The organism is Micromonospora sp. HK10 (genome assembly GCF_000982955.1).
In the GTDB taxonomy this organism is placed as follows: Bacteria; Actinomycetota; Actinomycetes; order Mycobacteriales; family Micromonosporaceae; genus Micromonospora.
The window spans coordinates 1-24,177 of record NZ_KQ058880.1 but is presented as its reverse complement, the minus strand read 5'-3'; the positions used below and the strand labels follow the sequence as shown (position 1 = coordinate 24,177).

The following is a 24,177-nucleotide window of genomic DNA, read 5'->3' as shown; positions in this document are numbered from 1 at the left end:
GGACACCAGGAACGGGGGGAAAAGGGGAAGGGAAAGATGCACATCAACGGCATAGATCATGTCGAACTGTACGTGGGGGACGCCCGGCAGGCCGGCTTCTACTTCGGCACCGCGGTCGGTTTCCGGCTGCGCGGCCAGGGCGGACCGGAGACCGGGCTGGCCGACCAGCGCTCGCTGCTGCTGGCCCAGGGCGGGATCCGGATGCTGCTCACCTCGGGCCTGACCGCCGAGCACCCGGCGTCGGCGTACGTGCAACGGCACGGCGACGGCATCGCGGTGCTCGCCCTGGAGGTCGACGACGCCGCCGGGGCGTACGCGGAGCTGGTGGCCCGGGGGGCGACCGGGGTGACCCCACCGCGGACCTGGACCGGCGCGGACGCCGAGGTGGTGGTCGCCGAGGTCGGCGGCTTCGGTGACGTGCTGCACCGCCTCGTCGAGCGGCGCGGCGACCGGGACGCGTTCCTGCCCGGGGCGATCGAGGCGCTGCCCGCCGGCGCCGGCGACGACCTGCTGGCCGAGATCGACCACCTGGCGGTCTGCGTGCCGCCCGGCCAGCTGGACGAGACGGTCGGGCACTACGAGAAGGTCTTCGGCTTCGCGCAGATCTTCGAGGAGCACATCGAGGTCGCCGGGCAGGCGATGAACTCCAAGGTGGTGCAGAGCCCGTCCGGGCGGGTCACCCTGGTGCTGCTGGAGCCGGACACCGGCGCCCGGCCCGGCCAGATCGAGGACTTCCTGCGCTGGCACGCCGGCGCCGGGGTGCAGCACCTCGGGCTGCGCACCGACGACATCGTGACCGCCGTCGGCGCCCTCGCCGGCCGGGGCGTCCGGTTCGCCGGCACGCCGGCCACCTACTACGACGACCTGGAGGCGCGGGTCGGCAAGATCGACGCGCCGCTGGACCGGCTGCGCGACCTGAGCATCCTGGTCGACTCCGACCACGGCGGCCAGCTGTTGCAGATCTTCACCGAGTCGATGCACGTGCGCCGCACCCTCTTCCTCGAACTCATCGAGCGGCGCGGGGCGCGCACCTTTGGCAGCGGCAACATCAAGGCGCTCTACGAGGCCAAGGAACGCGAACTGGCCGCGGCGGGGGCGACCCCCACCGCCGTGGCCGGCACGGCAGGAAGGGCTGGGGCATGACCACCACACATCCGACACTGACCGCCGAGGAGGAGGCGCTGCTGCCCTCCGAGGCGGACCTGCGCCACTACGCCGAGCACGGCTGGTACCTGTCGAAGAAGCTGCTCACCGACGCGGAGGTGGACGAACTCGTCGCGGCCACCGACCGCTACTACGCCGGCGAGCGCGACCGGCACCTGCCGGTCCGTCCGCCGCGCCTGGCCTACTGGGACCCGAGCAGGGGCGACGTGCAGCGGCACAACGACTACGTGCACTACGAGCACGACGTCATCGGCCGGATCCTGCGCAAGCCGCTGATCGGGGCGGTCGCCGCCCGGCTGGCGCGGGCCGACGAGATCCGGGTCTTCCAGTCCACCCTGATCTGGAAGCCGCCGATCTCCGGCGAGCCGTCCAACATCGTGCCCTGGCACTTCGACAAGCACTACTGGGCGTCGTCGTCGTCGGAGGACATGCTCACCGCGTTCATCCCGTTCCACGACTGCGGGGAGGAGATGGGCACCATCACCATGGTCGACGGCTCGCACCGCTGGCAGGAGGTCGGCGCCGACGACACCGTGGTCCGGCACTTCGCCGACCGGGACCGCGACCAGCTCGAGGTGATGCTCGCGGAGAACGCCGCGCACAACGGCGCGGAAATCCGCAAGATCCCCATGGTGATCCCCAAAGGACACATGAGCTTCCACCACTGCCGCATCTACCACGGCAGCGGCGCGAACGTCAGCGGCCGCCCCCGGCGGGCCATCTCCCTGCACCTGCAGGACGGCGGCAACGCCTGGCGGGAGTATCCGCTCTCCGACGGCACGCTCGCCGCGTACAACCACGACGTGCTGGTCCGCCGCACCCCGCAGGGGCGGCCCGACTACGCGGACCCCGACTTCTGTCCCGTCATCTGGCGCCGCGGCGCCGCGCAGGGAGGCTGACCATGTCACGCTACGACTGGGGTAGCACGCACCCGGGCATCGACCGGCTGGAACAGGCGGTGACCGCCCGGCGCGACGTGGTGGTCAAACACCCGCTCTACGCCAACCTGGACACCCACCAGGCGCTGGTCACCTTCATGGAGCACCACGTCTTCGCGGTCTGGGACTTCATGTCGCTGCTGAAGTCGCTGCAACGCCAGCTCACCTGCGTCACCGTGCCGTGGATCCCGACCGGGCCCACCGGCAGCCGCCGGCTGATCAACGACATCGTCATGGTGGAGGAGAGCGACGAACTGGGCGCGGGCTACCTCAGCCACTTCGAGCTGTACGTGCGGGGCATGGCGGAGGCCGGCGCGGACACCGGCGCGGTGGACCGCCTGGTCGAGCTGCTGCGCGCCGGCCGCCCGGTGACCGAGGCGCTGGCCGAGGCCGGGGCGCCGGCGGCGTCCCGGGCGTTCGCCGGCACCACCTGGCGGATCATCGAGAGCACCCCGGTGCACTGCCAGGCGGCGGCCTTCGCGTTCGGCCGGGAGGACCTGATCCCGGAGATGTTCACCCAGGTCGTCGCCGTCAACGAACGCAGCAACCGGTTGCACACGTTCGTCGACTACCTGGAGCGGCACATCGAGGTCGACGGGGAGCAGCACACCCCGATGGCCATGCAGATGCTGGCCGACCTGTGCGGCGACGACGACACCAAGTGGCAGGAGTGCGCGGACACGGTCAACGAGGCGCTGGCCGCCCGGGCCCACCTCTGGGACGACATCCTGGCCGCCATCAAGGAGGGTCGCCCGACGTGACCCACGCCGACCCGGTCCGGCTCTACCGCACGGTACGGCTGATCCGCCGCTTCGAGGAGCGCGCCATCGACCTGGTGCGCGCCGGGGAGATCGTCGGCGGCATCCACCCGTACCTCGGGCAGGAGGGGATCGCCGCCGGGGTCTGCGCCGCCCTGCGCGACGAGGACCTGGTGACCGGCACCCACCGCGGGCACGGCCACGTGCTCGCCAAGGGCGCCGATCCGGCCCGGATGCTCGCCGAGCTGTGCGGCCGGGTCACCGGGCTCAACCGGGGCCGGGGCGGGTCGATGCACGCCGCCGACTTCGGCGTCGGGGTGCTCGGCGCCAACGCCATCGTCGGGGCCGCCGGCGCGATCCTCACCGGAGCGGTGTGGGCGCGCCGGCGGCGCGGCGACGACGTGGTCGGGGCGACCTTCTTCGGCGACGGCGCGGTCAACGAGGGGATGCTCCTGGAGGCGTTCAACCTGGCCGCGCTCTGGCGGGTGCCGGTGCTGTTCGTCTGCGAGAACAACGGCTACGCCACCACCATGCCGGTCGCCGGCGCGGTCGCCGGCAGCATCGCCGGCCGCGCCGCCGCCTTCGGCATGCCGGCGGCCGCCGTCGACGGCCAGGACCCCGAGGCGGTACGCGACGTGACCGCCGCCGCCGTGGCCCGGATGCGCGCCGGCGGCGGCCCCGAACTCGTCGAGGCACACACCTACCGCTTCGACGCCCACCACACCTTCGAACATCAGGTACGCCTGGACTACCGCCCGCCCGAGGAGGTCGCCGCCGGCCGCGCCCGGGACCCGGTCGACATCCAGGGCGCCCGGCTGCCCGCCCCGGTCCGGGCCGAAGTGGACGCCGCCGTCGAGGCGGAACTGGCCGCCGCCGTCGACTTCGCGCTGGCCGGGCCGCACCCGGACCCGGCGACCGCGCTGGACCACCTGTACGCCAGCGGCCGCACCGCCCGCACCGGAGGTGGCTGATGCCCCGGCTCTCCTACCGCCGCGCGCTCACCCGGGCGCTCGCCGACGAGATGACCCGCGACGGGTCGGTCTTCCTGCTCGGCGAGGACATCCGGGTGGCCGCCGCGAACGTCACCTCCGGCCTGCTGAAGCGGTTCGGCCCGGAGCGGATCCTCGACACCCCGCTGTCGGAGCAGGCGTTCACCAGCTTCGCCACCGGCGCCGCGCTGGCCGGGGCCCGCCCGGTCATCGAGTTCCAGATCCCGTCACTGCTGTTCCTGGTCTTCGAGCAGATCGTCAACCACGCGCACAAGTTCCCGCTGATGACCGGGGGGCAGTGCGCGGTGCCGGTCACCTATCTGGTGCCCGGCTCCGGGTCCCGCACCGGCTGGGCCGGGCAGCACTCCGACCATCCGTACAGCCTCTTCGCCCACGCCGGGGTGACCACGGTGGTGCCGGCCACCCCGGCCGACGCGTACGGGCTGCTGGTGTCGGCGATCCGCTGCGACGACCCGGTGGTGGTCTTCGCCCCCGCGGGGGCCATGGAGGTCCGGGCCGACGTCGACGCGTTCGACCCGGTGCCGCTCGGGCGGGGCGTGGTACGCCGGTCCGGCTCGGACGTCACCGTGGTCGCCGTCGGGCACCTGGTGCACGACGCGCTGGCGGTCGCCGAGGAGTTGGCCGGTCAGGCGTCGGTGGAGGTCTTCGACCCGCGCACCGTGTACCCGTTCGACTGGGACGGCCTGCTGGCGTCGGTGGCCCGCACCGGACGCCTGGTGGTGGTGGACGACGCCAACCGGTCCTGCGGGATCGCCGGGGAGATCATCGCCACCGTGGTCGAGCGGTTCCGGCTGGCCGCGCCGCCCCGGCGGGTCACCCGCCCCGACGGCGCCGTGCTGCCCTTCGCGCCCGCCCTGGACCGGGCCGTGCAGCCCGGCCGCGACCAGCTCACCGCCGCCATCCACCTCTGCCTGAAGGACGGATCATGATCGACCCTGACTACCGGTGGCCGCCGCTCGGCCAGGCGTGGGCCGACCTGCCCGGGCCGACCCGCGCCGGGATGGTCGCCGCCGGCGCCGCCGCCTGGGAGAAGATCTTCCACGGGCGGGCCACCTACAACAAGCAGTGGCGGCTGGCCCGCCCGCCGGTGCTCACCGCCGACGCGTTCCGCGAACTCAACGAGGTCTGCGACCGGATCGCCCAGCTCATCCTCGAGGCCTGCCAGCGCCGGGCAGCGACCGCCGGGGAGCTGCGCCGGCTGCTCGACGTGCCGGTGGGGGAGACCCGGCTGCTCGACGAGGACGAGCCGCTGCACGACGGGCTGCTCGCCGCGTACCGGCCGGACGTGCTCTACTCCGGCGGCGTGCCGTGCATCGTCGAGTACAACATCGACAGCAGCCTCGGCGGCGGCTTCGACGCCGACACGGTGATCTACCGGTACGCCGACCTCTACCGGGCGCAGGGCCTGCTGGACGGGCTGCGGCCCGCGCCGTCCCTGCTGGACCAGCGCTTCGTGGCCATCCGCGACACCCTGGACCTGCCCGACGGGGCGCGGGTGGCGCTGCTGATGGACTTCGAAGCCGACTATCCCGGCCTGGACGACCCGGAGACCTTCATCCGGATCCTCTCCCCGCTCGCCGACCAGGCGAAGCGGTTCGGCATCGACCTGGTCATCGCGCCCGTCGCCTCGGCCACCCTGGACGAGCGGCGGCGGCTGGTCGTCGGCGGCGCCCCGGTGGACGCGCTGTTCCGGCTCTTCGTGCCCAACCGGGTCACCCCCAGCGCCGGCCTGGACGCGGTCGCCGGCGCGCTCGCGGCGGGCACCCTGCCGATGTTCGTCAGCAGCGCCGCCTGGCTGCTCAGCAACAAGCTGAACTTCGCCTGGCTCTGGGCCGACCTCGACCTGCTGCCGGCCACCGACCGGGCGCTGATCCGCCGGTACGTCCCGCACACCGTGGCGCTCACCGCCGACCAGCTCGACCGGGCGCTGGCCGAGCAGGCCGACCTGGTGGCCAAGCCGGCCGGCGGCTCGGCCGGGCACGGGGTGCTCATCGGCCGGGAGATGAGCGCGGTGGCCTGGGAGGACGGGGTACGCGCCGCGATCGACGCGGGCGGCCACATCCTGCAGCGCTACCACGAGGCGGACCGGGTCTCGATGGACTTCGTGCAGATCGAGACGGGCGAGACGGTCAGCGCCGACGTCCCGTACAGCCTCGCCCCGTACCTGTTCGGCCGCACCGGCTCCGGCGCCCTGGCCCGGGTCGGCTACCCCGGCTGCGAGGAGGTCCTCAACCTGGCCCGCGGCGTCCTCATGACCGGCATCCTCCTCACCCCCTAACCCCCTCCCACCCGCTGTGCCCCCACCCCCACCCCCACCCCCACCCCCCACCCCTCCCCCCCCCCACCCTGCCGCGTTGATCAAGGAGTTTGCGTCAAGCCGCCGCGGATCCGCGACGCAAGCTCCTTGATCAACGCGGCGGGTGGGGGCCCGGGTGGGTGGGAGGTGGGGGCCCGGCGGGGTGGGTGGGTGGGGGTTAGTGCGGTTGGGGTGGGGTTGACGGGGGCGGGGCGGCGAGGAAGTCGGCGATCGGGTCGACGAGGTGCGGGGGCGCGGCGGCGATCCCGTTGTGCCCGCAGCGCGGCACGGACAGCGTCCGCGCCCGGGGCAGCACGGCGGCCAGTAGCTCGTTCACCTCGGGGTACCAGGGGGCGGCCTTGGCGCCGCAGGCCAGCAGGACCTCGGCGGTGATCCCCGCGTACTGCTCGGGTGGTCCGTCGTGAGCCAGGATCTGTCGGGTCTCCAGCAACGTCATGGGCAGCAGCGCGGCCATCGTCCGGCCGATCGCGGTCCGCAGGAAGAGCCGGCAGATCGCGGTCTGCACGCCGAGCGGGAGCCGCGAGGCCGCATCCTGCGGGTTGACGCCGGCGCCGACCAGGGCCATCGCGCGGGGGAGATTGCCGGCGCGGATCGCCTCCTCGGCGGGGTCGAGGAACGCCGTGGGCAGCCCGCGGCCCGCGAGGCGCAGCGGCGCGTCGTAGACCACCACCTGGTCCAGCGGCAGCCGCAGCGCGGCCCGCAGCACCACGAACGCGCCGTAGCTGTGCCCGATGACCCGGCGGGCCCCGGTGTGCGCGAGTACCGCCCCCAGGTCCTCGATCTCCTGGTCGACCGTGTACGGCTCCCGCCGGGCCGGGGCGTCCGCCCGGCCCCGGCGGTTGTAGCGGTGCACGGTGAACCGGTTGGCGAGGCGCGCGACCAGCCGGCGGTACTCGTCGACGGTGACCCCGCCGCCGTGCACCAGCACCACGGCCGGGCCGGTGCCCGTCGTGTGCAGGGCGATGGTCGCGCCGTCCGGCGCCGTGATCCGCTCCGCCATCCCGTGACTCCTCACCGACCAAAACCGCGAACAGTGTTTGCAGTTTACACTGGCGCGGTGAGCGACGCATCCAGCGATCCCGGCGGGCGGTCCATCTGGAGCCGCCCGGAGCGTGGCGCCCGGGGACCCGCCCCGACCCACGGCCGGGACGCGATGGTCACCGCGGGAATCGATCTGGCCGACGCCGGCGGCCTCGCAGCGGTGTCGATGCGCGCCGTGGCCACCGCCCTCGGCATGGCGGCCGGATCGCTCTACCGGCACCTGTCATCGCGGGACGATCTGGTCGCTCTGATGGTCGACCGGTGCGTGGGGGAGGTGCTGTCCGCCGAGGGCGAGCCCGCCCTGATGCGGCCCTACCCGGAGGGCCCCGGAGACTGGCGCGACGCCGTGGTGCTGCTGGCCCGCCGCCAGCTGGAGCTGTACCGGCGGCACCCGTGGCTGGTCGACGCGACCGCGCACCCAGGGACCCCAGGGCCGAACACCCTCGCCTGGTTCGACACCTGCCTGCGTGTCCTCGAGCCGGTCCCGGCCCCGGTCCCCGCGAAGTTCGAGGCGATCGCCATGGTCACCGGCGTGGTCTCGCTCTTCGCCCGGGCCGAGGCCGCGTCCGGGCCGGTCCACTTCGACCACGTCGACCCCGCGGCGTACCCGCACCTCGCCGCGGCGTTCGCCGCGCCACCGGTCGCCACTCCCCGGCAGGATCTCTTCGAGCGGACCCTGCGCGGCCTGCTGACCGGACTGCTCACCACCGACTCCGACTGACCGGCATTCTCGATCGACCTCACGGTGGGCACCCGGGGAGAATGCGCCGGTGAACGGGAGGCGGGGCCGGCTGGCCGGCGAGGACCTGGCCGCGGTGCTGCGCCAGGTATACGGCATTAACCGAACCCTGCGGGACGTCGCGCGCCTCACCGGCGGCACGAAGAAGGGCGCCTACCGGCTCACCCTCGACGACGGTACGAGCTGCGTCCTGCACCATTGGGACGACGTCGAGAACTGGTGGCCTGCCACCGATGAGGACACGGACGGGCCGTTCGCCGCCGCGACCGGCCTCGACCTCTTCGTCGCCGCGCACGCCGAGCTGGCCGCCGCCGGCGTGCGCGTACCCGAGATCCTGCTGCTCGATCCCGACGGCGACCTGGCCGTGGTGGAGGACGTCCGTGGCGGCAGTCTGGAAGCGCTGCACGCCCGAGACCCCGGCCGGGCCGCGCCCGTGCTCGCCCGGCTGGCCGGGCTGGTGCGCGCCCTGCACGGCCGCCGCAGCGACCGGTACGGCCGCCCGGCCGATCCCGCGCCGGCCGGCGCGCCGCCACCGCCCACGGTCGTCCACGACCGGGCGCTGCGCCACCTGGCGGAGGGCGCCCGCCGGGTGCCGGCCATCGCCGCAGCGCGGGACCGGATCGCCGCGCTCCTCGACACCGCCCGGGCCGCGGTGGCGCCGCGGACCGGGTACGCCCTGATCCACGGTGAGTTGGGCCCTGACCACGTGCTGGTCGACGCCCACGACGAGCCGGTGCTGATCGACCTCGAAGGGGTGATGTTCTTCGACATCGAATGGGAGCACGCCTTCCTGGAGCTCCGCTTCGGCGACAGCTACCAGCACCTGGCGGTCGACGGCCTGGACGAGGCTCGCCTGCGCCTTTACCGCCTGGCGCTGGACCTGTCCCTGGTGGAAGGGCCACTGCGCCTGCTCGACGGCGACTTCCCTGACCGAGCCTTCATGCGGTCCATCGCCGACCACGCGACAGACCGCATCCTGGCCCGCCTCACTCCCTCTTGACGAAGGAGTTCGCCTCGCCGGCGGGTGCGGTCACTTGCCGACCCAGCGCGCGGCGGAGGCGGCGAGCCGCTCACCCTGCACCGCCTCGGCGGGTATGAGGTCGGTGATGCGCCGGAGTTGCTCGGGGGTCAGCGTGACGGCGGTGCTGGCGACGTTCTGCTCCAGGTGGCGGATCCTGGTCGTGCCCGGGATCGGGACGGTGCCCTGGGCGAGGAGCCAGGCCAGCGCGAGTTGTGCCGGTACCACCCCCATCTCGTCGGCGAGTGCGCGCAGCCGGTCGACAAGGGCCAGGTTGGCGGCGCGGTTGGCCTCGACGAAGCGCGGGTTACCACTGCGCAGGTCCTCCGCACCGAAGGCGGTGTCGGCGGTGATCTGCCCACTGAGCAGGGCTCGACCGAGCGGTGAGTAGGCGACGAGGGTGATTCCGAGCTCGCGACACGTCGGCAGGATCTCCGCCTCGACCTCCCGGCTGAAGAGCGAGTACTCGGTTTGCAGTGCGGCGAGTGGGTGGACGTCGTGTGCTCGTCGCAGCGTCTGCGGGCTCACCTCGGACACGCCGAGATGGCGTACCTTGCCGGCGGCCACCAGCTCGGCCATCGCGCCGATGGTGTCCTCGACGGGGACGTCCGGGTTGCGCCGATGGAGGTAGAACAGGTCGATGTGGTCGACGCGGAGCCGCTCCAGCGATTCGTCGCAGGACTTCCTCGCCCACTCCGGCGAGGAGTCCACCCGCATCGGGCCGCCGTCCCGCCGGATGCCGAACTTGGTGCACAGGAAGACCTCACTGCGCCGGCCACGGATGGCCTTGGCGATGAGCTGTTCGTTGTGACCGTCACCGTAGGACGCCGACGTGTCGATGAGGTTGATGCCGAGGTCGAGGGCGCGGTGAATCGTGCTCAGCGACTGCTCGTCGTCCGGGCGAGGGCCGTAGAGGGCGCTCATTCCCATGCAACCCAGGCCGATGGCCGAGACGGCGGGACCCGATTCACCCAGGGTGGTGCTGCGCATCGTCGTGCTCCAGGAGGTTTCGGTAACGGTCGATTTTCCGGTCGATCACGACGAGATCCCGCTGGAGGGCCGCCATGCGGTCCAGGGTGCGCTGACGGTGTGTCTCGAGCAGGGTCAGCCGGTCGCGCCGGCTGGCCGGTCCGGCGTGGATCAGGGCGACATAGTCGTGCATCTCGGTGAGGGGCATGCCGGTCGCCCGCATCTTGATCAGGAGTTCGAGCCGGTCGAGGTCGAGCGCGCGGTACCGCCGCTGCCCCGCGGCGTCGCGCGGGACCGCCTCGAGCAGCCCGATCCGCTCATACCAGCGCAGCGTGTCCGGCGACAGACCGACCCGGTCGGACACCTGCCCGATGGTCGGTCCGTCGAGGTCGGCGGCGTCGATCTCCATGACGGCAAGCATGCCCCCTGGAGCTCACTCCAGAGCAAATAGTGGTACGTCGATCTCGCGCGCCGGCGGTCAGGGGCGGTGCCACCGGGCCGGCGGCGCGTCAGCGGCGCGCGGTCAGGCCGGGGTGGCCAGGCGGGCCCCGAGGGCCCGGACGGTCTCGGCGGCGGCGATCGCGTCGCTGCGCGCGCTGCCGTGCCGGCCGTCGCTGCTGTACAGGGACGGGTCGGCGACCGCCGGGTGGTCGGTGAGGTGCACGTGGACGGTGCCCAGTCGCGCCGCCAGCCGTCCGGTGTGGGCGGCCAGCCGGCGCATCCGCGCACCGAGCCCGGCCCGCAGCGCCGCCGGCACCGCCGGGCTGTGCGACACGTCGAACATGCCGACCGTGATCACGTCCGCCCCGGCGTCGCGCAGCGCGGTGATCATCGCGGCCAGTTCGGCGTCCACCGCGTCCGCGTCGTAGCCGGACCGGAACGCGTCGTTGCCCCCGCAGACCACCAGCGCCAGATCGGGATTGAACGCCAGCGCCGGGCCGAGTTGGGCCGCCCGCACCTCGTGCGCCCGCAGCCCCCGCCGGCCCAGGTTCAGGTACGCCAGCCCGGGCTGGACCGCGCGCAGCTCGGCGGCGATCCGGTCGGCCCACTGCACGTCCGGATAGCCGTCGACCGGCTCGCAGAGGCCCTCGGCCACGCTGTCGCCCAGCACCACGAACCGCCGCCACGGGTGACCGCGCAGCAGCTCCGCGGCCTCTCCCTCGCGCAGGCAGTACGGGTCGGTGGCTTCGGTCAACGTCGATCCCACGCCCGCACGCTAGCCGATTCGCACCGCCCCGTCGATCAAGCGCTGCGGCCGGTGCCGGCCGCCCTCCCCGAACGGTCAGCGTGGCCCGAGGGCGAGCAGGAGCAGCGTGGTCACCAGGCCGGCGCCGGCCACCAGCAGCATCGGGCGGGGGGTCAGCACCGCGTGCCGGCGGTCGGCCAGGAACCGCGCCGGCGCCAGCCCGACCAGCGGCCCGAGCAGGGTGATCACCAACGCCAGCACCGGCATGCCCACCGCCAGGTCGCCGCCGGAGCCGTGCCCCAGCGCCCGCGCGGCCAGCCCCAGCGCGTACGCGACGACCGCGCCGCCCACCCCGCAGGCGATCAGCAGCGGATTGGTCGAGCCGGGCAGCTCACCCGGCTGGCGGGTGCGGTCCAGCAGCTCGCGGACCCCGCGCAGCAGCGGCACCGGATCACCCGTGGCGTCCCGGGCCGGACCTGGCGGGTCACCGAGCCGCCGCCCGCCCGCGCCGATCCGCGCCCGCAGCTGCCCCCACAGGTGGGCGGCCTCCGCGTCGACCCGTTCCACCAGCTCCCGGGCCTCGGCCAGGTCCGCCTCGGCCCGTCGGACCTGCTCGGTGGCCTCGGCCACGGCCCGCTCGGCGGCCGCGCACTGCTGGGCGTACCAGGTGTGCGCCTCGGCGCGCTGGGCGTCCACCCGGGCGGTCAGCTCGGCGAGCCGGCGGAGCTGGGCGGCGTACGTCTCACTGCGGACCGGTTCGTTCATCGGGACGGACCATAAGGGATGATCACCTGTCCGGTGCGGTGCACCGCCCGGTCGAAGTAGAGCCCCCGCCACGGGCGCGGGTACCAGTCCGGCCCGCCGGTGCCGGGATAGAGGGCGCCGCTCAGCTCGGCCCCCTGCACGTCCAGCGCCACCCAGGCCCCGATCTGGTCCAGGCGGGCCCCCGCGCCGCCCAGGTCGGCCCGCATCCGTCCCACCCCGCGCCACCAGGCCAGCACGTGGGTACGCCGTTCCGGCCCGTCGTGCAGGATCCGGCGCAGCTGCTCCAGTCCGGTGCGCCGGCCCGCCCTGCCGGCGAGCTGCCCGGCCGCCGCGTCGACCGCGTAGAGCAGCAGGTAGTGCGGGCTGCTCGGGGCGCCCGGGGCACCGAGCCCGTCGCCCACCTCGGCCATCAGCTCGGGCACGGTCTCCTCGTCGTACCAGGCGGCGTCGTCGGCCAGGTCCTCGTAGAGGGCCCGGGCGGCCGGGTCGGCGTCCGGGTCGAGGCAGGCGATGGAGAACCGGGCGGTGCCGGGGCGGTGCTGGCCGGCCAGCGAGCGCGCCGCGGCGTCGAGCACCGCGCACGCCTCGTCGATCCGGGTGCCGAGGATCGCGAGGTTGCGGCCCGGCGCCCGGGGCAGGCGCAGCACCGCCGAGCGGGCCTGTACGTCGATGATCTCCCCGAGCAGCGCCACCGGGCTGCGCGGCACGCCCTGCTCGGGGGCGGTCAGGGCGCGGAAGTCCGGCGCCTCGGCGAGCCTCGGGACGGCGTCGCCGTCGAAGAGCCGGGCCGGGGCGGCGTCCTGGGGGCGCATCCGCCACAGCCGGTGCTGCAACTCGCTCCAGGTCTCCCAGTCGCTGGCCGACGGGATGCGGGCCACCTCGTTCCCCTCGGTCAGCCCGGATTCGGCGTTGACCACGGCGTGGTGGCGGGGCAGCGACTGCGCCGCGTCGTTGCGCTCGGCCAGGATGCGCAGCGCCTTGGGTAGCGCGATCCGCAGGGTGAACTGGGCGACCAGGGCGGGCCGCCCCCAGAGCGCCTCGATGCCGCGCACGTCCTGCGAGGCGAGCACCAGGTGGATGCCCTGCGACCGGCCCCGGCGGGCCAGGTCCTCCAGCAGGTCGGCGGCCTCCCGGGCGACCACGTCCCGGCCGGCGAGCAGCGCCTGGAACTCGTCGACCACCGCCACGATCCGCGGCCAGTGCCCGGTCGGGTCGACGGCGCGCAGCTCGGCCAGCTTGGTGACCTCGTGCTTCTTGGCGGCGTCGGCCCGCCGGCGCAGCTCCTCGGCGAGGAACCGCAGCAGCGCGAGGCCGAACTCCCGGTCGGTGTTCACGTTGATGCCGACCAGCCGCATGTGCGGCAGCCAGCTCGGGTCGCGCCGGCCCTGGGCGAACCGGGCGAAGGACACCCCCTCCTTGAAGTCGAGCAGGTAGAACTCCAGCTCGGCGGGGGAGTAGCGGGCGGCCAGCGCGCCGATCCACGCGAAGATCAGGTTGGTCTTGCCGGTGCCGGACGGGCCGCCGATGAGCGCGTGCGGCGGATAGTCGCCGAGGCTGAGCAGCACCGGGCGGCCGTGCCGGCCCTCGCCGATCGGTGCGGTCAACCCGTGCGCCGAGTCCTCCTGCCAGTACTCGGCGGGGAGCAGGTCGGTGAAGGGCGCCGGCGGCGGCCCGGCGTTGACCCGCGACGCCACCTCCCGGCAGGTCTCGGTGACCAGCGCGGCCGGCGGCGGCGGGTCGAGCAGTACCGGCAGCCCGGCGATGCGGGCGTCGTCCGGCTCCACCACGATCCGGGTGACCGTCGGGTCGTCGGGCAGCGCGACGCCGCGCACCACCAGGTGCACGCCGCAGGCCGCGCCGGTGCGGACCACCCGGTCGAGCTGGCCGCGTTCGTGCCGGGACAGCTCGTCCCCGCCGAGCAGCACCGCCACCCGCCACGGCTCGGGGCGGCGGCCGGTGGCCGCGGCGAGGGCGCGCAACGACGGGTACTCGCCGGCCAGCACCGTCTCGTTGATCCGGCGGATCTGCTCGACCAGGTCGTCCAGGAGCCGGCCCAGCCCGCCGGGGCCGACGAAGGTGAGCAGCCCGGCGGTGCCGAGCGGGGCGAAGCCGGCCAGCCCGCCGCCCAGGTGCTCGGGGTCGTAGCCGAAGAGCCGGACGCCGCCCGGTTCGGCGCGACCCACCGAGCGCAGCAGCAGGGCGGGGACCACGGCCCCGAGGCCGTCGCGGTCGCTGCCGGCGAGCTGCGCGTGCCCCGCGTCCAGCAGCGGCACCAGCGCGGGCACCGGCTCGCCGCCGGGGACGCGTACCGTGCCGATCCGGACCGCGCCGGGGGTCTCGGCCCGGCCGGCCGGCGTGGGCCGCCACCCGGCCCAGCCGGCCGACGCCGCGCCCGGCGCCTCCCGGCCGGCCGCCGCGCCGGCCCGCCGGGTCAGCTCCGCGATGCGCGCCGCGTGCCGGGCGTCGATCTCGGCGAGCCGGCCGTCGCGGGCGGCGCCCACCCGCTCGGGTACGGCCGCGGCGGCGCGGCGCACCCGGGCCAGCCGGTCCCGTCCGGCGGCCAGGTCGGCCTCGGCGGCGGCGAGCCGGCCGCGGGTCGCGCCGAGGGCCTCGGAGAGCAGCCCCCGGACCCGCGACACCAGTTGGGCGCGGACGTCAGCCACGGGACGGCTCCCGCCCGTCGGCCTCCCGGGGCAGGTCCCGGCCGAGCCGGTCCAGCAGGACCCCGGTGACCACACCGGCGGTGACGGCCGGGTCGGCGGCGTGCGGCTGCTCGTCGTCGCCGGCCCGGCGCGGCGGCGGCATCCGGCACACCCGGGTCAGCAGGGTGTGCAGCACCGGCGGCGGCAGCCCGGGCAGCAGGTCGCGCACCCGGCCGTCGAGTTCGCGGCGCAACCGGGACAGGTCGTCGGCGCGCGGCGGATGGCCGAGCAGCTCGCCGGCCAGGTCGCGGAGCAGCGGCGGGGCGATCGCGGCCAGCCCCAGCCCGATGTCGGCGTGCGCCCCGCGCAGCTCCCGGTGCAGCCGGTCCCGGTCGCCGGAGCGGACCCCGGTGACCACCCGGCGCAGCAGCTCCCGGGAGTCGCCGGCCCGCTCGTCCGGCTCGTCCGGCCCGCCCTCCCGGCCCCCGGTCAACTCGGCCACCCGCACCGCCCACCAGCGCCGTACCGCCGGCTGTTCGTCCGGCGGCGGCCCGCCGGCCGGTCCGGGCGGCGGGGCGTCACCCGGGGGCGCGTCGTGCCGGGGCCGCCGGTCGCCGCCGGTCGGCGCGGGCGCGCCGTCGCCGGCCAGCCCGATCGCGGCCAGGTACGCCGACAGCTGTTCCTGGGCCACCCGCAGCGCGTACCCGGCGGTCTCGGCGTGCTCGGTCGCCGCGGACAGCTCCGGCACCCCCATCGGGTTCGCCGACTCCTGGCGTACCCAGCGCAACCGCTCGGTGGCCTGGCCGAACTTCTCCAGCGCGGCGGCGAGCTGCGCCAGCGGCAGCTCCTCGGCGGCGGCGCGCACCTGCGCGCCGATGTCCTCGACGATGGACACGGCCGGCCCTCAGAGGCTGGCGACGTAGAGCTGCGCCTGCTCCACCGCGACCAGCGTGGCGGCGAGGCATTCCTCCAGCTCCTGGGTGGCCTGGGTGAGCGACGCCTGGGCCGCCTCGACGGTCTCGTGACCGCTGCCCTCCAGCGCACCGGCGAGGGTCTGTTGCGCCTCGGCCAGTTTCTCGCCGGCCGCCTGCACCGCTGTCTGGCCGTCGCCTATCTGCTCGAGGGCGACATCAATGGCGGCCTTCAGCTCGGCGACGCTCGCCACGGCGGACCTCCTGGGGGCGGGGGAGATCTCCATTACAACCCATCCCGCCGGATGGCCGAACATCCGCCCTCGTGCCATTCGTGCCCGGCTGTCCGAATAGGCCGCTGACGTGCGCGAAGGCCGCCGGAACGCGGCTCCGCCGGTCCCGCCGGCGGGACAGTCGGTCCCGTGCACGGACGGTTCGGTCGGCGTACCGGCGTCAGTGCGGCAGCCAGCGCGGGCCGTGCACCTGCGCGCCCAGCGCGCCCACCCGGGCCCGCAGCTCCCGGTCGGCGGTGACCACCACGCACCGGCGGTCCGGCGCGGCCGCGACCAGCTCGACCATGGTGTCGTCGCCGGAGCCCGGCGCGGCCACCACGCCGACCCCGGGCACCGCACCGACGCCCCGGGCCGCGCCCTCCACCACCAGCACCACCTCCACCGGCGGCGGCAGCTCCGGCGGCACCCCCGCCTCGGCGAGCGGAACCAGCGCGTCGCGCAGCCGGGCGGCGGCGCCGGCCCGGTCCCGCCACCAGCCGTTCGGGCGCGAGCCCACCACGTTCGCCCCGTCGACGATCAGCAGCGCTCTGCTCTCCATTCCCCCAGCCTGCCACCGCCGGAGGCGGTGACTCCTCCGCCACGCCTGCCCAACGCCGGAGGCGGTGACTCCTGCCTGCCATCGGCCCCGGCCGGGGTCCCCACCACCCGCCCGCGTTTGTCGCGCCGACCGCCGGGTAGCCACCGCCGACCGTGCCGCGCCTTGTCGCGCCCCGGCCGTGCCGACCGACTGCGGAGGACAGAGATGATGGGACCCGGTGACTTCGGCAACGACCCGTGGGACGAGTTCCTGGCCCGCTACTTCGGCCGGAGCGAGGGGGGACGCCGGCCGGCGCACCGGGTCGACATCACCCGGCTGATGACCGCGGACGCGCGGGAGATGCTCGCCGACGCGGCCCGCCGGGCGGCCCAGAAACACAGCAACGACCTGGACACCGACCACCTGCTCTGGGCGGCGCTGCAACGGGAGCCGCTGCGTGACCTGGTCCGCCGCGCCGGCGCCGACCCGGACACCCTGGTCAACGCGCTCGGCGGGCGGGGCGAGGGGGCGCCCCGGGGCGAGGTGCCGCCGAACCTGTCGCTCACCCCGGCGGCCAAGCGGGCGCTGCTCGACGCGCACCAGCTCAGCCGGGCGATGGGGGCCAACTACATCGGGCCCGAGCACATCCTGATGGCGCTGCCGCTCAACCCGGAGTCGCCGGCCGGCCGGATGCTGGCCGCCGGGCGGATCCAGCCGGAGTCGTTGCAGGCGGCCAGCGCCGAGCGAGGCCCGATGAGCGGCCCGAAGCCGGACCGCGGCACCCCGACCCTCGACCAGTACGGCCAGGACCTCACCGAGCTGGCCCGGATGGACCAGATCGACCCGGTGATCGGCCGGGCCGACGAGATCGAGCAGGCCGTGGAGATCCTGTCCCGACGCACCAAGAACAACCCGGTGCTGATCGGTGAGGCCGGCGTCGGCAAGACCGCGATCGTGGAGGGACTGGCCGAGCGGATCTGCGACGGCGACGTGCCGCAGACCCTGCTCGGCAAGCGGGTCGTCCAGCTCGACCTGGCCGGCCTGGTCGCCGGCACCCGCTACCGCGGCGACTTCGAGGAGCGCCTGAAGAAGGTGATCGACGAGATCCGCGCCCACCGCGAAGAGTTGATCATCTTCCTGGACGAGATCCACACCCTGGTCGGCGCCGGCGGCGCCGGCAGCGAGGGCGGCATGGACGCGTCCAACATGCTCAAGCCGGCCCTCGCCCGGGGCGAGCTGCGGGTGATCGGCGCGACCACGCTGGACGAGTACCGGCGCAGCATCGAGAAGGACGCCGCGCTGGCCCGCCGGTTCCAGCCGGTGCTGGTCCCCGAGCCCACCGTCGAGGACACCGTCAGCATCCTGCGCGGCCTGCGCGACCGCTACGAGGCGCACCACCAGGTCCGCTTCACCGACGAGGCCCTGGTGGCCGCCACCGAGCTCTCCGACCGCTACATCACCGACCGGTACCTGCCGGACAAGGCGATCGACCTGATCGACCAGGCCGGCGCCCGGGTGCGGCTGCGTACCCGCACCCCGGCCTCGGACGTACGCGAACTGGAGCAGCAGCTCGACGAGGTACGCCGGGACAAGGAGCAGGCCGTCTCCGACGAGCAGTACGAGCGCGCCTCCCAGCTGCGCGACCGGACCGCCGAACTGGAGGAACAGATCCGCCGGGCGCAGGGCGACGACGGCGGCAGCCAGGTGCCCTCGGTCGGCCCGCAGGAGATCGCCGAGGTGGTCTCCCGGGCCACCGGCATCCCGATCAGCCAGCTCACCGAGGAGGAGCGGGACCGGTTGCTGCGCCTGGAGGGGCACCTGCACGAGAAGGTCATCGGCCAGGACGAGGCGGTCAGCGCGGTGGCCGAGGCGGTGCGCCGGTCCCGTACCGGGCTGGCCGACCCGGACCGGCCGATGGGCAGCTTCCTCTTCCTCGGCCCCACCGGCGTCGGCAAGACCGAGCTGGCCCGGGCCCTCGCGGAGGCGCTCTTCGGCGAGGCGGACCGGATGATCCGGGTGGACATGAGCGAGTTCCAGGAGCGGCACACGGTCAGCCGGCTGGTCGGCGCCCCACCCGGGTACGTCGGCTACGAGGAGGCCGGCCAGCTCACCGAGGCGGTGCGCCGCCGCCCGTACGCCGTGGTGCTGCTCGACGAGATCGAGAAGGCGCACCCGGACGTGTTCAACATCCTGCTCCAGGTGCTCGACGAGGGCCGGCTCACCGACAGCCAGGGCCGGACGGTGAACTTCAAGAACACCGTACTGATCATGACGAGCAACCTCGGCGCGGAGCTGATCACCGGCACCCAACGTTCGGTCGGCTTCGGCGCCGGCGAGCCCGGCAGCCAGCAGGAGAGCGACGAGCTGCGCGAGCGGCTGACGCGCCGGCTCCAGGAGACCTTCCGCCCGGAGTTCCTCAACCGGATCGACGAGACGATCATCTTCCGCCGGCTGGAGGCCGAGCAGCTGCGCCAGATCACCGAGCTGCTGCTGGAGGAGACCCGCCGGCGGATGCACGCCCAGGACATCCAGGTGGACTTCACCACCGCCGGGATCGACTGGCTCTCCGAGCACGGCTACCAGCCCGAGTTCGGCGCCCGGCCGCTGCGCCGGGTCATCCAGCGGGAGGTCGACAACCGGCTCTCCCGGCTGCTGCTGGAGCACGGGATCTCGCCCGGCCAGCGGGTCACCGTCGACGCGCGGGACGGCCAGCTCGCCTTCGACGTGGGCGCCGGCGACCGCGGCTACACGGCCGCGACCACGTCCCATCCGCGATGAACGGGACGTCCCGACGGATCGGAGGGCCGGAGATGACCGAACCCGAGGAGACCCGGGAGGACAGCGAGCGCAGCGAGCCGATCGTGGCGCCGCCGACGGCCAACCCGGCCCGGGTCAAGGTGCCGCCGGAGGGGCTCAAGCAGCACGCCGAGAAGGGTGAGGGTGACCCGACGCCGTCCGGGTCGCCGCCGGGAGAGGAGGCCTGATGGTACGCGAGGCGCGACTCGACCCCGAGGTCGAGGTGCTCTGGGACGACTTCCACGCCGAGGTGAACGTCCCCTCCGAGCAGCTGCGCCAGTGGCTGCTGACCCGCGGCTCGGGGGAGGAGGCGTTCGGCCCGAACCCGGACCTGGACCTGCCCGAGCCCGGCCGGCGGATCCTGCAGGTGCTCACCAAGCGCAAGGTGGACCTCACCCCGGACGACATCGAGGTGATGCGGGAGGCCGTCGACCGGATCCGCGAGCTGACCGCGGCGAAGCCGGGCCGCGGCAACGCCGACGACGAGTGGCGGCACTCGCTGCTCGACCTCGGTCACGACGTGCTCGTGGAACGCTGAGCGGAGACGGCGACGGCGCCCGGGAGACCCCGGGCGCCGTCGCCGTGCCGGCTACTCGGACTCCATGCTGGGCAGTTGCAGGCCGGCGGCGTCGGCCGCCGTCTGCCGGTCGGCGCGGGCCCGCTCCTCCCGGCTGAGCAGGTTGGCGTACTCGGTGATGTCGGCCGGTCCGGGCACCTCCGGCAGCCGGCGCAGGAAGGCCTCGACGTCCTGCGCGGCGGCGGTGTGCGCGGCGGCCGCCTGGCGCAGCAGTTCCCGCTGGTCGGCGGCCGGGTACAGATCAGTCATACCGCCGTGATACCCGCGCTCAGGCGGTTCGCACCCCGGCGGGCCGGGCCGGCGACACCGAAGTCCGGGTGGCGCGGCAGCCAGGCCAGGTAGTCCGGGTGGTTGGCCAGCGCGTCGGTGTACGCGGCCACCGCCGTCTCCAGCACCGTGTCGGCGACCCGGGCGGCCGGCGCGTCCGGGTGCCAGCCGAGCAGCAGCCGCCAGCGCAGCGGCACCCCGGCCAGCCGGCGGGTGACCAGGCCGGCCACCGGCCGGAAGGTGGCCTGGCACAGCGCCACCGCCTCGCCGGCGTCGACCAGGTCCAGGCAGCCGCGCACGTCCGCCTCGTACACCTTGCGGGGGGTGAAGCCGGCCCGGGCGCAGGCGGCCGCGAAGCAGTCGCCGAAGCAGCCGTCGCCGGGCGCGGCGACCCACTGCTCGCGACTCAGATCCACCAGGCGGATCTCCTCCCGGTCGGCCATCGGGTGGCACTGCCGCAGCAGCACGAAGACCGGGTCGACGGCGAGTTCCCGCCAGCACAGCCCGAACTCCGCGGCCGGCGCGGCGTCCCCGCACACGCCGGTGAGCGCGAAGTCGAGCCGGCCACCGGCGACCAGTTGGGCCAGCTCGTCCCCGGACCACGACGCGTACGTGCTGATCTGCGCCTCGGGGCGGGCGGCGGCGAGCCGGTGCACCAGCCGGCCCAGGATCGGGCTGTTCACCCCGCCGAACCGGTACCGGGTCACCGGGTCGCCGGCCCCGGCCAGCCGGGCCGCCTCGTCCTGCAGGCCCTTCATCGCCGGCAGCAGCACCCGGGCCCGGTCCAGCACCAGCTCACCCAGGGCGGTCGGCCGGGCGCCCCGACGGTCCCGCTCGAACAGCGGACCACCCAGGGCCCGTTCGATGCGCTGGAGCTGGGCGGTCAGCGCCGGCTGGGCCAGGCCGAGCGTCGAGGCCGCCTTGGTGACGCTCCCCGTCTCCGCGATCGCGCAGACCACCCGCAGGTGTCGCAGCTCCAGATTCATACGGTGACCGTAGGACCACGAAGCGGCATCCGGAAGGGTCCTTAAGGCATCGGCGCATGCCGATCGGTCGATCGGCTCCGCTCACTGCCCGCGCGGTCGCTCCAGGTCCGACAGCCGGGTCCGCCGTCCGGTCACCACGTCCCGGACCTTGTCCAGCACGCCCACCGCCGGCTCCACGATCTTGTTCCAGGGCGGGGTGGCCGGGGTGCCCGGGTGCGGCCGGGTCGGCGCGGCCTCCTCGGCGATCTCCCAGCGGTTGCCCAGCCGGATCAGTTCGGCGTCGCTGGCCACCTCCCGCAGCGGGGTGACCAGCGCGGCCACCCGGCTGACGTGCCGGCGGACCCGCTCGGCCACCTCGGCCAGCGCCGGCCCGTCCGGCGCGGACAGTCCCTTCAGGGCGGTCAGCAGCGCGGCGTCCGCCTCGATCTCCCGGTCCACCAGCTCCGCGCTCTCCGGCACGGCGGCCCGGGCGGCCGGAAAGAGGTACTGCTCCTCGGCCGAGAGGTGCCGGGACACCGCCGCGGTGAGCACGTCGAGCACCTCGCGCCGGCGCGCGTCGTCCAGACCCGGGTCGGTCACCTGCTCGGCCAGGCCCAGCAGGGCCCGGTGCTCCCGGTCCACCAGGTCGGCCAGGCTCCGCCCGCCCGGCCGGTACGCGTCCTCGGCGGTGGGCGGCAGCGGCGGCAGCGGAACGGTCATGGCGCCCTCCTCGACTGGTGGCGGCGGCGGCCGCCCAGGCCCGGCGCGGCGAACGCCGGGCCGCGACCCCGGCGAACCGATCGACGGGTGTTGCGACCCGGCGGTACCCGGCCACGCGGCCGGCGAAACCGGGCCCGGGCCGGGGCACACCGGCCCACCCCGCCGGCTGGTATGAAGAAGCGATGACGAGCGACGCCGCCCCCGCCCGACCCGACCCCACCGACGAGGTCGTCGACCTCTGCCGCGACCTGCTGCGCATCGACACCACCAACACCGGGGACAACGACACCAGCGCCGGCGAACGCCGCGCGGCGGAGTACGTCGCGGAGCGGCTCGCCGAGGTCGGCGTCGAGGCGGAGCTGCTGGAGTCCGCGCCCGGCCGGGCCAACCTGGTCGCCCGGATCCCCGGCACCGACCCCGGCCGCGACGCCCTGCTGGTCCACGGCCACCTCGACGTCGTCCCCGCCGACCCCGACGAGTGGTCGGTGCACCCGTTCTCCGGGGAGATCCGCGACGGCTACCTCTGGGGTCGCGGCGCGATCGACATGAAGGACTTCGACGCCATGGTGCTCGCCGTGGTGCGCGGCTGGCAGCGCGCCGGCGTCCGCCCCGCCCGCGACATCGTGCTCGCCTTCACCGCCGACGAGGAGGCCGGCAGCGACTACGGCGCGCACTTCCTCGCCCGGCGGCACCGCCACCTCTTCGACGGCTGCACCGAGGCCATCGGTGAGGTCGGCGGCTTCTCCTACTCGGTGGACGAGCAGCGCCGGCTCTACCTCATCGAGACCGCCGAGAAGGGCATCGACTGGCTGCGGCTGCACGCCAAGGGCCGCCCCGGGCACGGCTCGATGGTGCACGACGACAACGCGGTCACCGCGCTCGCCGAGGCGGTCGCCCGGATCGGCCGGCACCGCTTCCCGGTGGTGCTGACCGACACCGTACGGGCCTTCCTGGCGGAGGTCGCCGAGGTCCTCGACATCGAGATCGACCCGGACGACCCGGAGACCGCCATCGCCAAGCTCGGCCCGATCGCCAACATCATCGGCGCGACGATCCGCAACACCGCCAACCCGACCCGGCTGGGCGCCGGCTACAAGGACAACGTGATCCCCGGCCGGGCCACCGCCACCATCGACTGCCGCAGCCTGCCCGGCCAGTCCGAGCTGCTGGAACGGCAGCTGCGCGAGCTGGTCGGCCCGGACATCGCCATCGAGTACATCCAGCGCCAACCCGCCCTGGAGACCACCTTCGACGGCGACCTGGTCGAGGCGATGTCCGCCGCGCTGCGCGCCGAGGACCCGGGCGCCCGGCCGGTGCCGTACATGCTCTCCGGCGGCACCGACGCCAAGGCGTTCTCGCAGCTCGGCATCCGCTGCTTCGGCTTCGCGCCGCTGCGGCTGCCCGCCGACCTCAATTTCTCCGGCCTGTTCCATGGCATCGACGAGCGGGTCCCGTTGGACGGACTACAGTTCGGCGTGCGGGTTCTCGACCGGTTTCTCCGCGACTGCTAATCGTGCCCGTCGCGTCCGGCGTCGGCGCGGAACTTCCCCATCTGCGAAGGGACTGCCACACATGACCGACCAGCACGGTGAGCTGGACGCCGCACTGGAGCGGGTGATCGACGCCGCCCGCGCCCACCTGGCCGCGGTCCGCGCGGCCCAGGGCCGCATCGACGACGACGTCTGGCAGGCGTACGTCGCGTTGAACAACGCCTCGTTCGCGTACGACGAGCAGCTGCTCGACGCGTTCGGCGAGGTGACGCCGTGGGACGTGGAGTCGATCGACCCGAACGAGGCCGACGAGCGCTTCGGCGCGGCCGAGGGCGTCGAGGCCACCGACCCGCACCCGCGGGTCATCTCGGTGCGGCAGCGCCGCGACTACCGGGTGCCGAGCGTGTCCGCCCTGATCCGGGTGGCCGAGGCGGCCCGCCGCGAAGGCACTCCGGAGGAGGACGAGGCGGCCCCGGTCGAGGGGGTCGGCGAGGCCGTGCTGGAGCTGCTGCAGAGCGGCGACGGGTCGCTGTCGGCGCTGGACGTGCCCGAGCTGGAGCCGCTCGACGGGGTGGTCATGGTCAGCGAGGTCGGCACCCCGGTCGACCTGGAGTCGTTCGACGACGACGACGCGGTCGGCCCGTTCCAGCCCGCCGTCGACGACCGGCTGGTCGGCCGGCTCGACGAGCACCCCTTCCTGGAGCTCGACGAGGAACACGACCACGCCCACTAGGCCGTGACCCGTCCGGGGCCCCGCCGAGCGGTGCGGGCCCCGGGGGCGGTCCCGTCCAGCCCCGTCAGTACGACAGGCCCGGCTGCGGCTGGTTGACCCGGCGACGGCGCAGCACCACCTGCCGCGTCCCGTCCCGGTACAGCCGCACCCGGGCCAGCTCCCATCCGGAGAACTCCGCCTGGATCGCCAGCTGCGCCGCGGCGGTCAACCGGTCGACATTCGCGGGCAACCGCAGCGGCGCGTATTCGTAGTCCATGACCCCTATGCTGCCCAGCCCGGTGGCCTGCCGCCACCCCCTGACCGTGACCCGCGTCGCGCCCCCGGCGCGCCGGCCGTGACCCGCGTCGCGTCCGGCGTGGCC

Annotated in this window: 26 protein-coding genes; 13 read left to right on the top strand and 13 right to left on the bottom strand. The window is 74.6% G+C overall.

Annotation, left to right across the window (positions count from 1 at the left end):
- Window positions 1–36 precede the first annotated feature (36 nt).
- Genes hppD through LQ51_RS25985 form a run of 6 tightly spaced genes read left to right on the top strand, consistent with a single transcriptional unit; the run spans window position 37 to window position 6,148 of the window.
- Window positions 37–1,143 carry a 4-hydroxyphenylpyruvate dioxygenase gene (hppD, locus tag LQ51_RS26010; RefSeq protein WP_046570160.1) on the top strand — a complete coding sequence of 369 codons (1,107 nt, stop codon included), beginning with the start codon at window positions 37–39 and terminating at the stop codon, window positions 1,141–1,143.
- A complete protein-coding gene (locus LQ51_RS26005) occupies window positions 1,140–2,063 on the top strand; it encodes a phytanoyl-CoA dioxygenase family protein (RefSeq protein WP_046570158.1) in 924 nt (307 codons plus the stop codon). Before hppD ends, LQ51_RS26005 begins: the two co-directional genes overlap by 4 nt.
- Window positions 2,064–2,065: 2 nt before the next feature.
- Complete coding sequence (locus tag LQ51_RS26000) at window positions 2,066–2,863, top strand: DUF3050 domain-containing protein (protein ID WP_046570157.1); 798 nt, start codon at window positions 2,066–2,068, stop codon at window positions 2,861–2,863.
- A complete protein-coding gene (locus LQ51_RS25995; protein WP_046570155.1) occupies window positions 2,860–3,831 on the top strand; it encodes a thiamine pyrophosphate-dependent dehydrogenase E1 component subunit alpha in 972 nt (323 codons plus the stop codon). The genes LQ51_RS26000 and LQ51_RS25995 overlap by 4 nt, the downstream gene beginning before the upstream one ends.
- Complete coding sequence (locus LQ51_RS25990) at window positions 3,831–4,799, top strand: alpha-ketoacid dehydrogenase subunit beta (RefSeq protein ID WP_046570154.1); 969 nt, start codon at window positions 3,831–3,833, stop codon at window positions 4,797–4,799. The genes LQ51_RS25995 and LQ51_RS25990 overlap by 1 nt, the downstream gene beginning before the upstream one ends.
- Window positions 4,796–6,148, top strand: coding sequence for an ATP-grasp domain-containing protein (locus LQ51_RS25985; RefSeq protein ID WP_046570152.1), 1,353 nt, complete (start codon window positions 4,796–4,798; stop codon window positions 6,146–6,148). The genes LQ51_RS25990 and LQ51_RS25985 overlap by 4 nt, the downstream gene beginning before the upstream one ends.
- 196 nt (window positions 6,149–6,344) lie before the next feature.
- Here the strand turns inward: LQ51_RS25985 and LQ51_RS25980 are convergent, their stop codons facing one another.
- Window positions 6,345–7,187, bottom strand: coding sequence for an alpha/beta fold hydrolase (locus LQ51_RS25980; RefSeq protein ID WP_046570150.1), 843 nt, complete (start codon window positions 7,185–7,187; stop codon window positions 6,345–6,347).
- Window positions 7,188–7,244: 57 nt separating this feature from the next.
- Here LQ51_RS25980 and LQ51_RS25975 point away from each other — a divergent pair, with 57 nt between their 5' ends.
- Both LQ51_RS25975 and LQ51_RS25970 read left to right on the top strand, forming a co-directional pair.
- Window positions 7,245–7,949, top strand: a complete 705-nt coding sequence (locus LQ51_RS25975; RefSeq protein WP_046570147.1) for a TetR/AcrR family transcriptional regulator — start codon at window positions 7,245–7,247, stop codon at window positions 7,947–7,949.
- 49 nt (window positions 7,950–7,998) lie between these two features.
- Window positions 7,999–8,967, top strand: coding sequence for a protein kinase family protein (locus tag LQ51_RS25970; protein ID WP_156313231.1), 969 nt, complete (start codon window positions 7,999–8,001; stop codon window positions 8,965–8,967).
- A gap of 30 nt (window positions 8,968–8,997) precedes the next feature.
- Here the strand turns inward: LQ51_RS25970 and LQ51_RS25965 are convergent, their stop codons facing one another.
- The 8 genes from LQ51_RS25965 to LQ51_RS25930 form a co-directional block, all read right to left on the bottom strand.
- The gene (locus LQ51_RS25965) at window positions 8,998–9,975 is read right to left on the bottom strand and encodes an aldo/keto reductase (RefSeq protein ID WP_046570145.1); all 978 of its coding nucleotides are present in this window, start codon (window positions 9,973–9,975) and stop codon (window positions 8,998–9,000) included.
- Window positions 9,953–10,363: a MerR family transcriptional regulator gene (locus LQ51_RS25960; protein ID WP_046570143.1), complete on the bottom strand. Its 411-nt coding sequence runs from the start codon at window positions 10,361–10,363 to the stop codon at window positions 9,953–9,955. Before LQ51_RS25960 ends, LQ51_RS25965 begins: the two co-directional genes overlap by 23 nt.
- A gap of 114 nt (window positions 10,364–10,477) precedes the next feature.
- The gene (locus tag LQ51_RS25955) at window positions 10,478–11,161 is read right to left on the bottom strand and encodes an SGNH/GDSL hydrolase family protein (protein ID WP_046570141.1); all 684 of its coding nucleotides are present in this window, start codon (window positions 11,159–11,161) and stop codon (window positions 10,478–10,480) included.
- 75 nt (window positions 11,162–11,236) lie between these two features.
- Window positions 11,237–11,905 carry a hypothetical protein gene (locus LQ51_RS25950; RefSeq protein ID WP_046570139.1) on the bottom strand — a complete coding sequence of 223 codons (669 nt, stop codon included), beginning with the start codon at window positions 11,903–11,905 and terminating at the stop codon, window positions 11,237–11,239.
- Window positions 11,902–14,568 (bottom strand): FtsK/SpoIIIE domain-containing protein, encoded by a 2,667-nt coding sequence (locus tag LQ51_RS25945; protein ID WP_046570137.1) that lies wholly within the window; start codon window positions 14,566–14,568, stop codon window positions 11,902–11,904. The genes LQ51_RS25950 and LQ51_RS25945 overlap by 4 nt, the downstream gene beginning before the upstream one ends.
- Window positions 14,561–15,442, bottom strand: a complete 882-nt coding sequence (locus tag LQ51_RS25940) for a hypothetical protein (protein ID WP_046570134.1) — start codon at window positions 15,440–15,442, stop codon at window positions 14,561–14,563. Before LQ51_RS25940 ends, LQ51_RS25945 begins: the two co-directional genes overlap by 8 nt.
- Before the next feature lie 9 nt (window positions 15,443–15,451).
- Window positions 15,452–15,712: a hypothetical protein gene (locus LQ51_RS25935; RefSeq protein ID WP_046570171.1), complete on the bottom strand. Its 261-nt coding sequence runs from the start codon at window positions 15,710–15,712 to the stop codon at window positions 15,452–15,454.
- Window positions 15,713–15,911: 199 nt separating this feature from the next.
- Complete coding sequence (locus LQ51_RS25930; RefSeq protein ID WP_046570133.1) at window positions 15,912–16,289, bottom strand: hypothetical protein; 378 nt, start codon at window positions 16,287–16,289, stop codon at window positions 15,912–15,914.
- 204 nt (window positions 16,290–16,493) lie between these two features.
- Between LQ51_RS25930 and LQ51_RS25925 the strand changes: the two genes are divergently transcribed.
- Genes LQ51_RS25925 through LQ51_RS25920 form a run of 3 tightly spaced genes read left to right on the top strand, consistent with a single transcriptional unit; the run spans window position 16,494 to window position 19,602 of the window.
- Window positions 16,494–19,046 carry an ATP-dependent Clp protease ATP-binding subunit gene (locus LQ51_RS25925; RefSeq protein WP_046570131.1) on the top strand — a complete coding sequence of 851 codons (2,553 nt, stop codon included), beginning with the start codon at window positions 16,494–16,496 and terminating at the stop codon, window positions 19,044–19,046.
- A gap of 32 nt (window positions 19,047–19,078) precedes the next feature.
- Entirely contained in the window at window positions 19,079–19,252 is a 174-nt protein-coding gene (locus LQ51_RS32995; protein WP_156313230.1) for a hypothetical protein, read from the top strand.
- Window positions 19,252–19,602 (top strand): DUF3140 domain-containing protein, encoded by a 351-nt coding sequence (locus LQ51_RS25920; RefSeq protein WP_046570129.1) that lies wholly within the window; start codon window positions 19,252–19,254, stop codon window positions 19,600–19,602. The genes LQ51_RS32995 and LQ51_RS25920 overlap by 1 nt, the downstream gene beginning before the upstream one ends.
- A gap of 51 nt (window positions 19,603–19,653) precedes the next feature.
- Here the strand turns inward: LQ51_RS25920 and LQ51_RS25915 are convergent, their stop codons facing one another.
- From LQ51_RS25915 to LQ51_RS25905, 3 genes are all read right to left on the bottom strand, one after another.
- Entirely contained in the window at window positions 19,654–19,890 is a 237-nt protein-coding gene (locus tag LQ51_RS25915; RefSeq protein WP_046570127.1) for a hypothetical protein, read from the bottom strand.
- Complete coding sequence (locus LQ51_RS25910) at window positions 19,887–20,894, bottom strand: LysR family transcriptional regulator (RefSeq protein ID WP_046570124.1); 1,008 nt, start codon at window positions 20,892–20,894, stop codon at window positions 19,887–19,889. The genes LQ51_RS25915 and LQ51_RS25910 overlap by 4 nt, the downstream gene beginning before the upstream one ends.
- 81 nt (window positions 20,895–20,975) lie before the next feature.
- The gene (locus LQ51_RS25905; RefSeq protein WP_046570122.1) at window positions 20,976–21,593 is read right to left on the bottom strand and encodes a hemerythrin domain-containing protein; all 618 of its coding nucleotides are present in this window, start codon (window positions 21,591–21,593) and stop codon (window positions 20,976–20,978) included.
- Window positions 21,594–21,775: 182 nt separating this feature from the next.
- On the opposite strand from LQ51_RS25905, the gene LQ51_RS25900 reads away from it, so the two are divergent.
- Complete coding sequence (locus LQ51_RS25900; protein WP_046570120.1) at window positions 21,776–23,104, top strand: M20/M25/M40 family metallo-hydrolase; 1,329 nt, start codon at window positions 21,776–21,778, stop codon at window positions 23,102–23,104.
- 61 nt (window positions 23,105–23,165) lie between these two features.
- Entirely contained in the window at window positions 23,166–23,816 is a 651-nt protein-coding gene (locus LQ51_RS25895; protein ID WP_046570117.1) for a hypothetical protein, read from the top strand.
- A gap of 64 nt (window positions 23,817–23,880) precedes the next feature.
- On the opposite strand, the gene LQ51_RS25890 is transcribed toward LQ51_RS25895, so the two are convergent.
- A complete protein-coding gene (locus LQ51_RS25890; protein WP_046570170.1) occupies window positions 23,881–24,072 on the bottom strand; it encodes a DUF5703 family protein in 192 nt (63 codons plus the stop codon).
- Window positions 24,073–24,177: the final 105 nt, after the last annotated feature.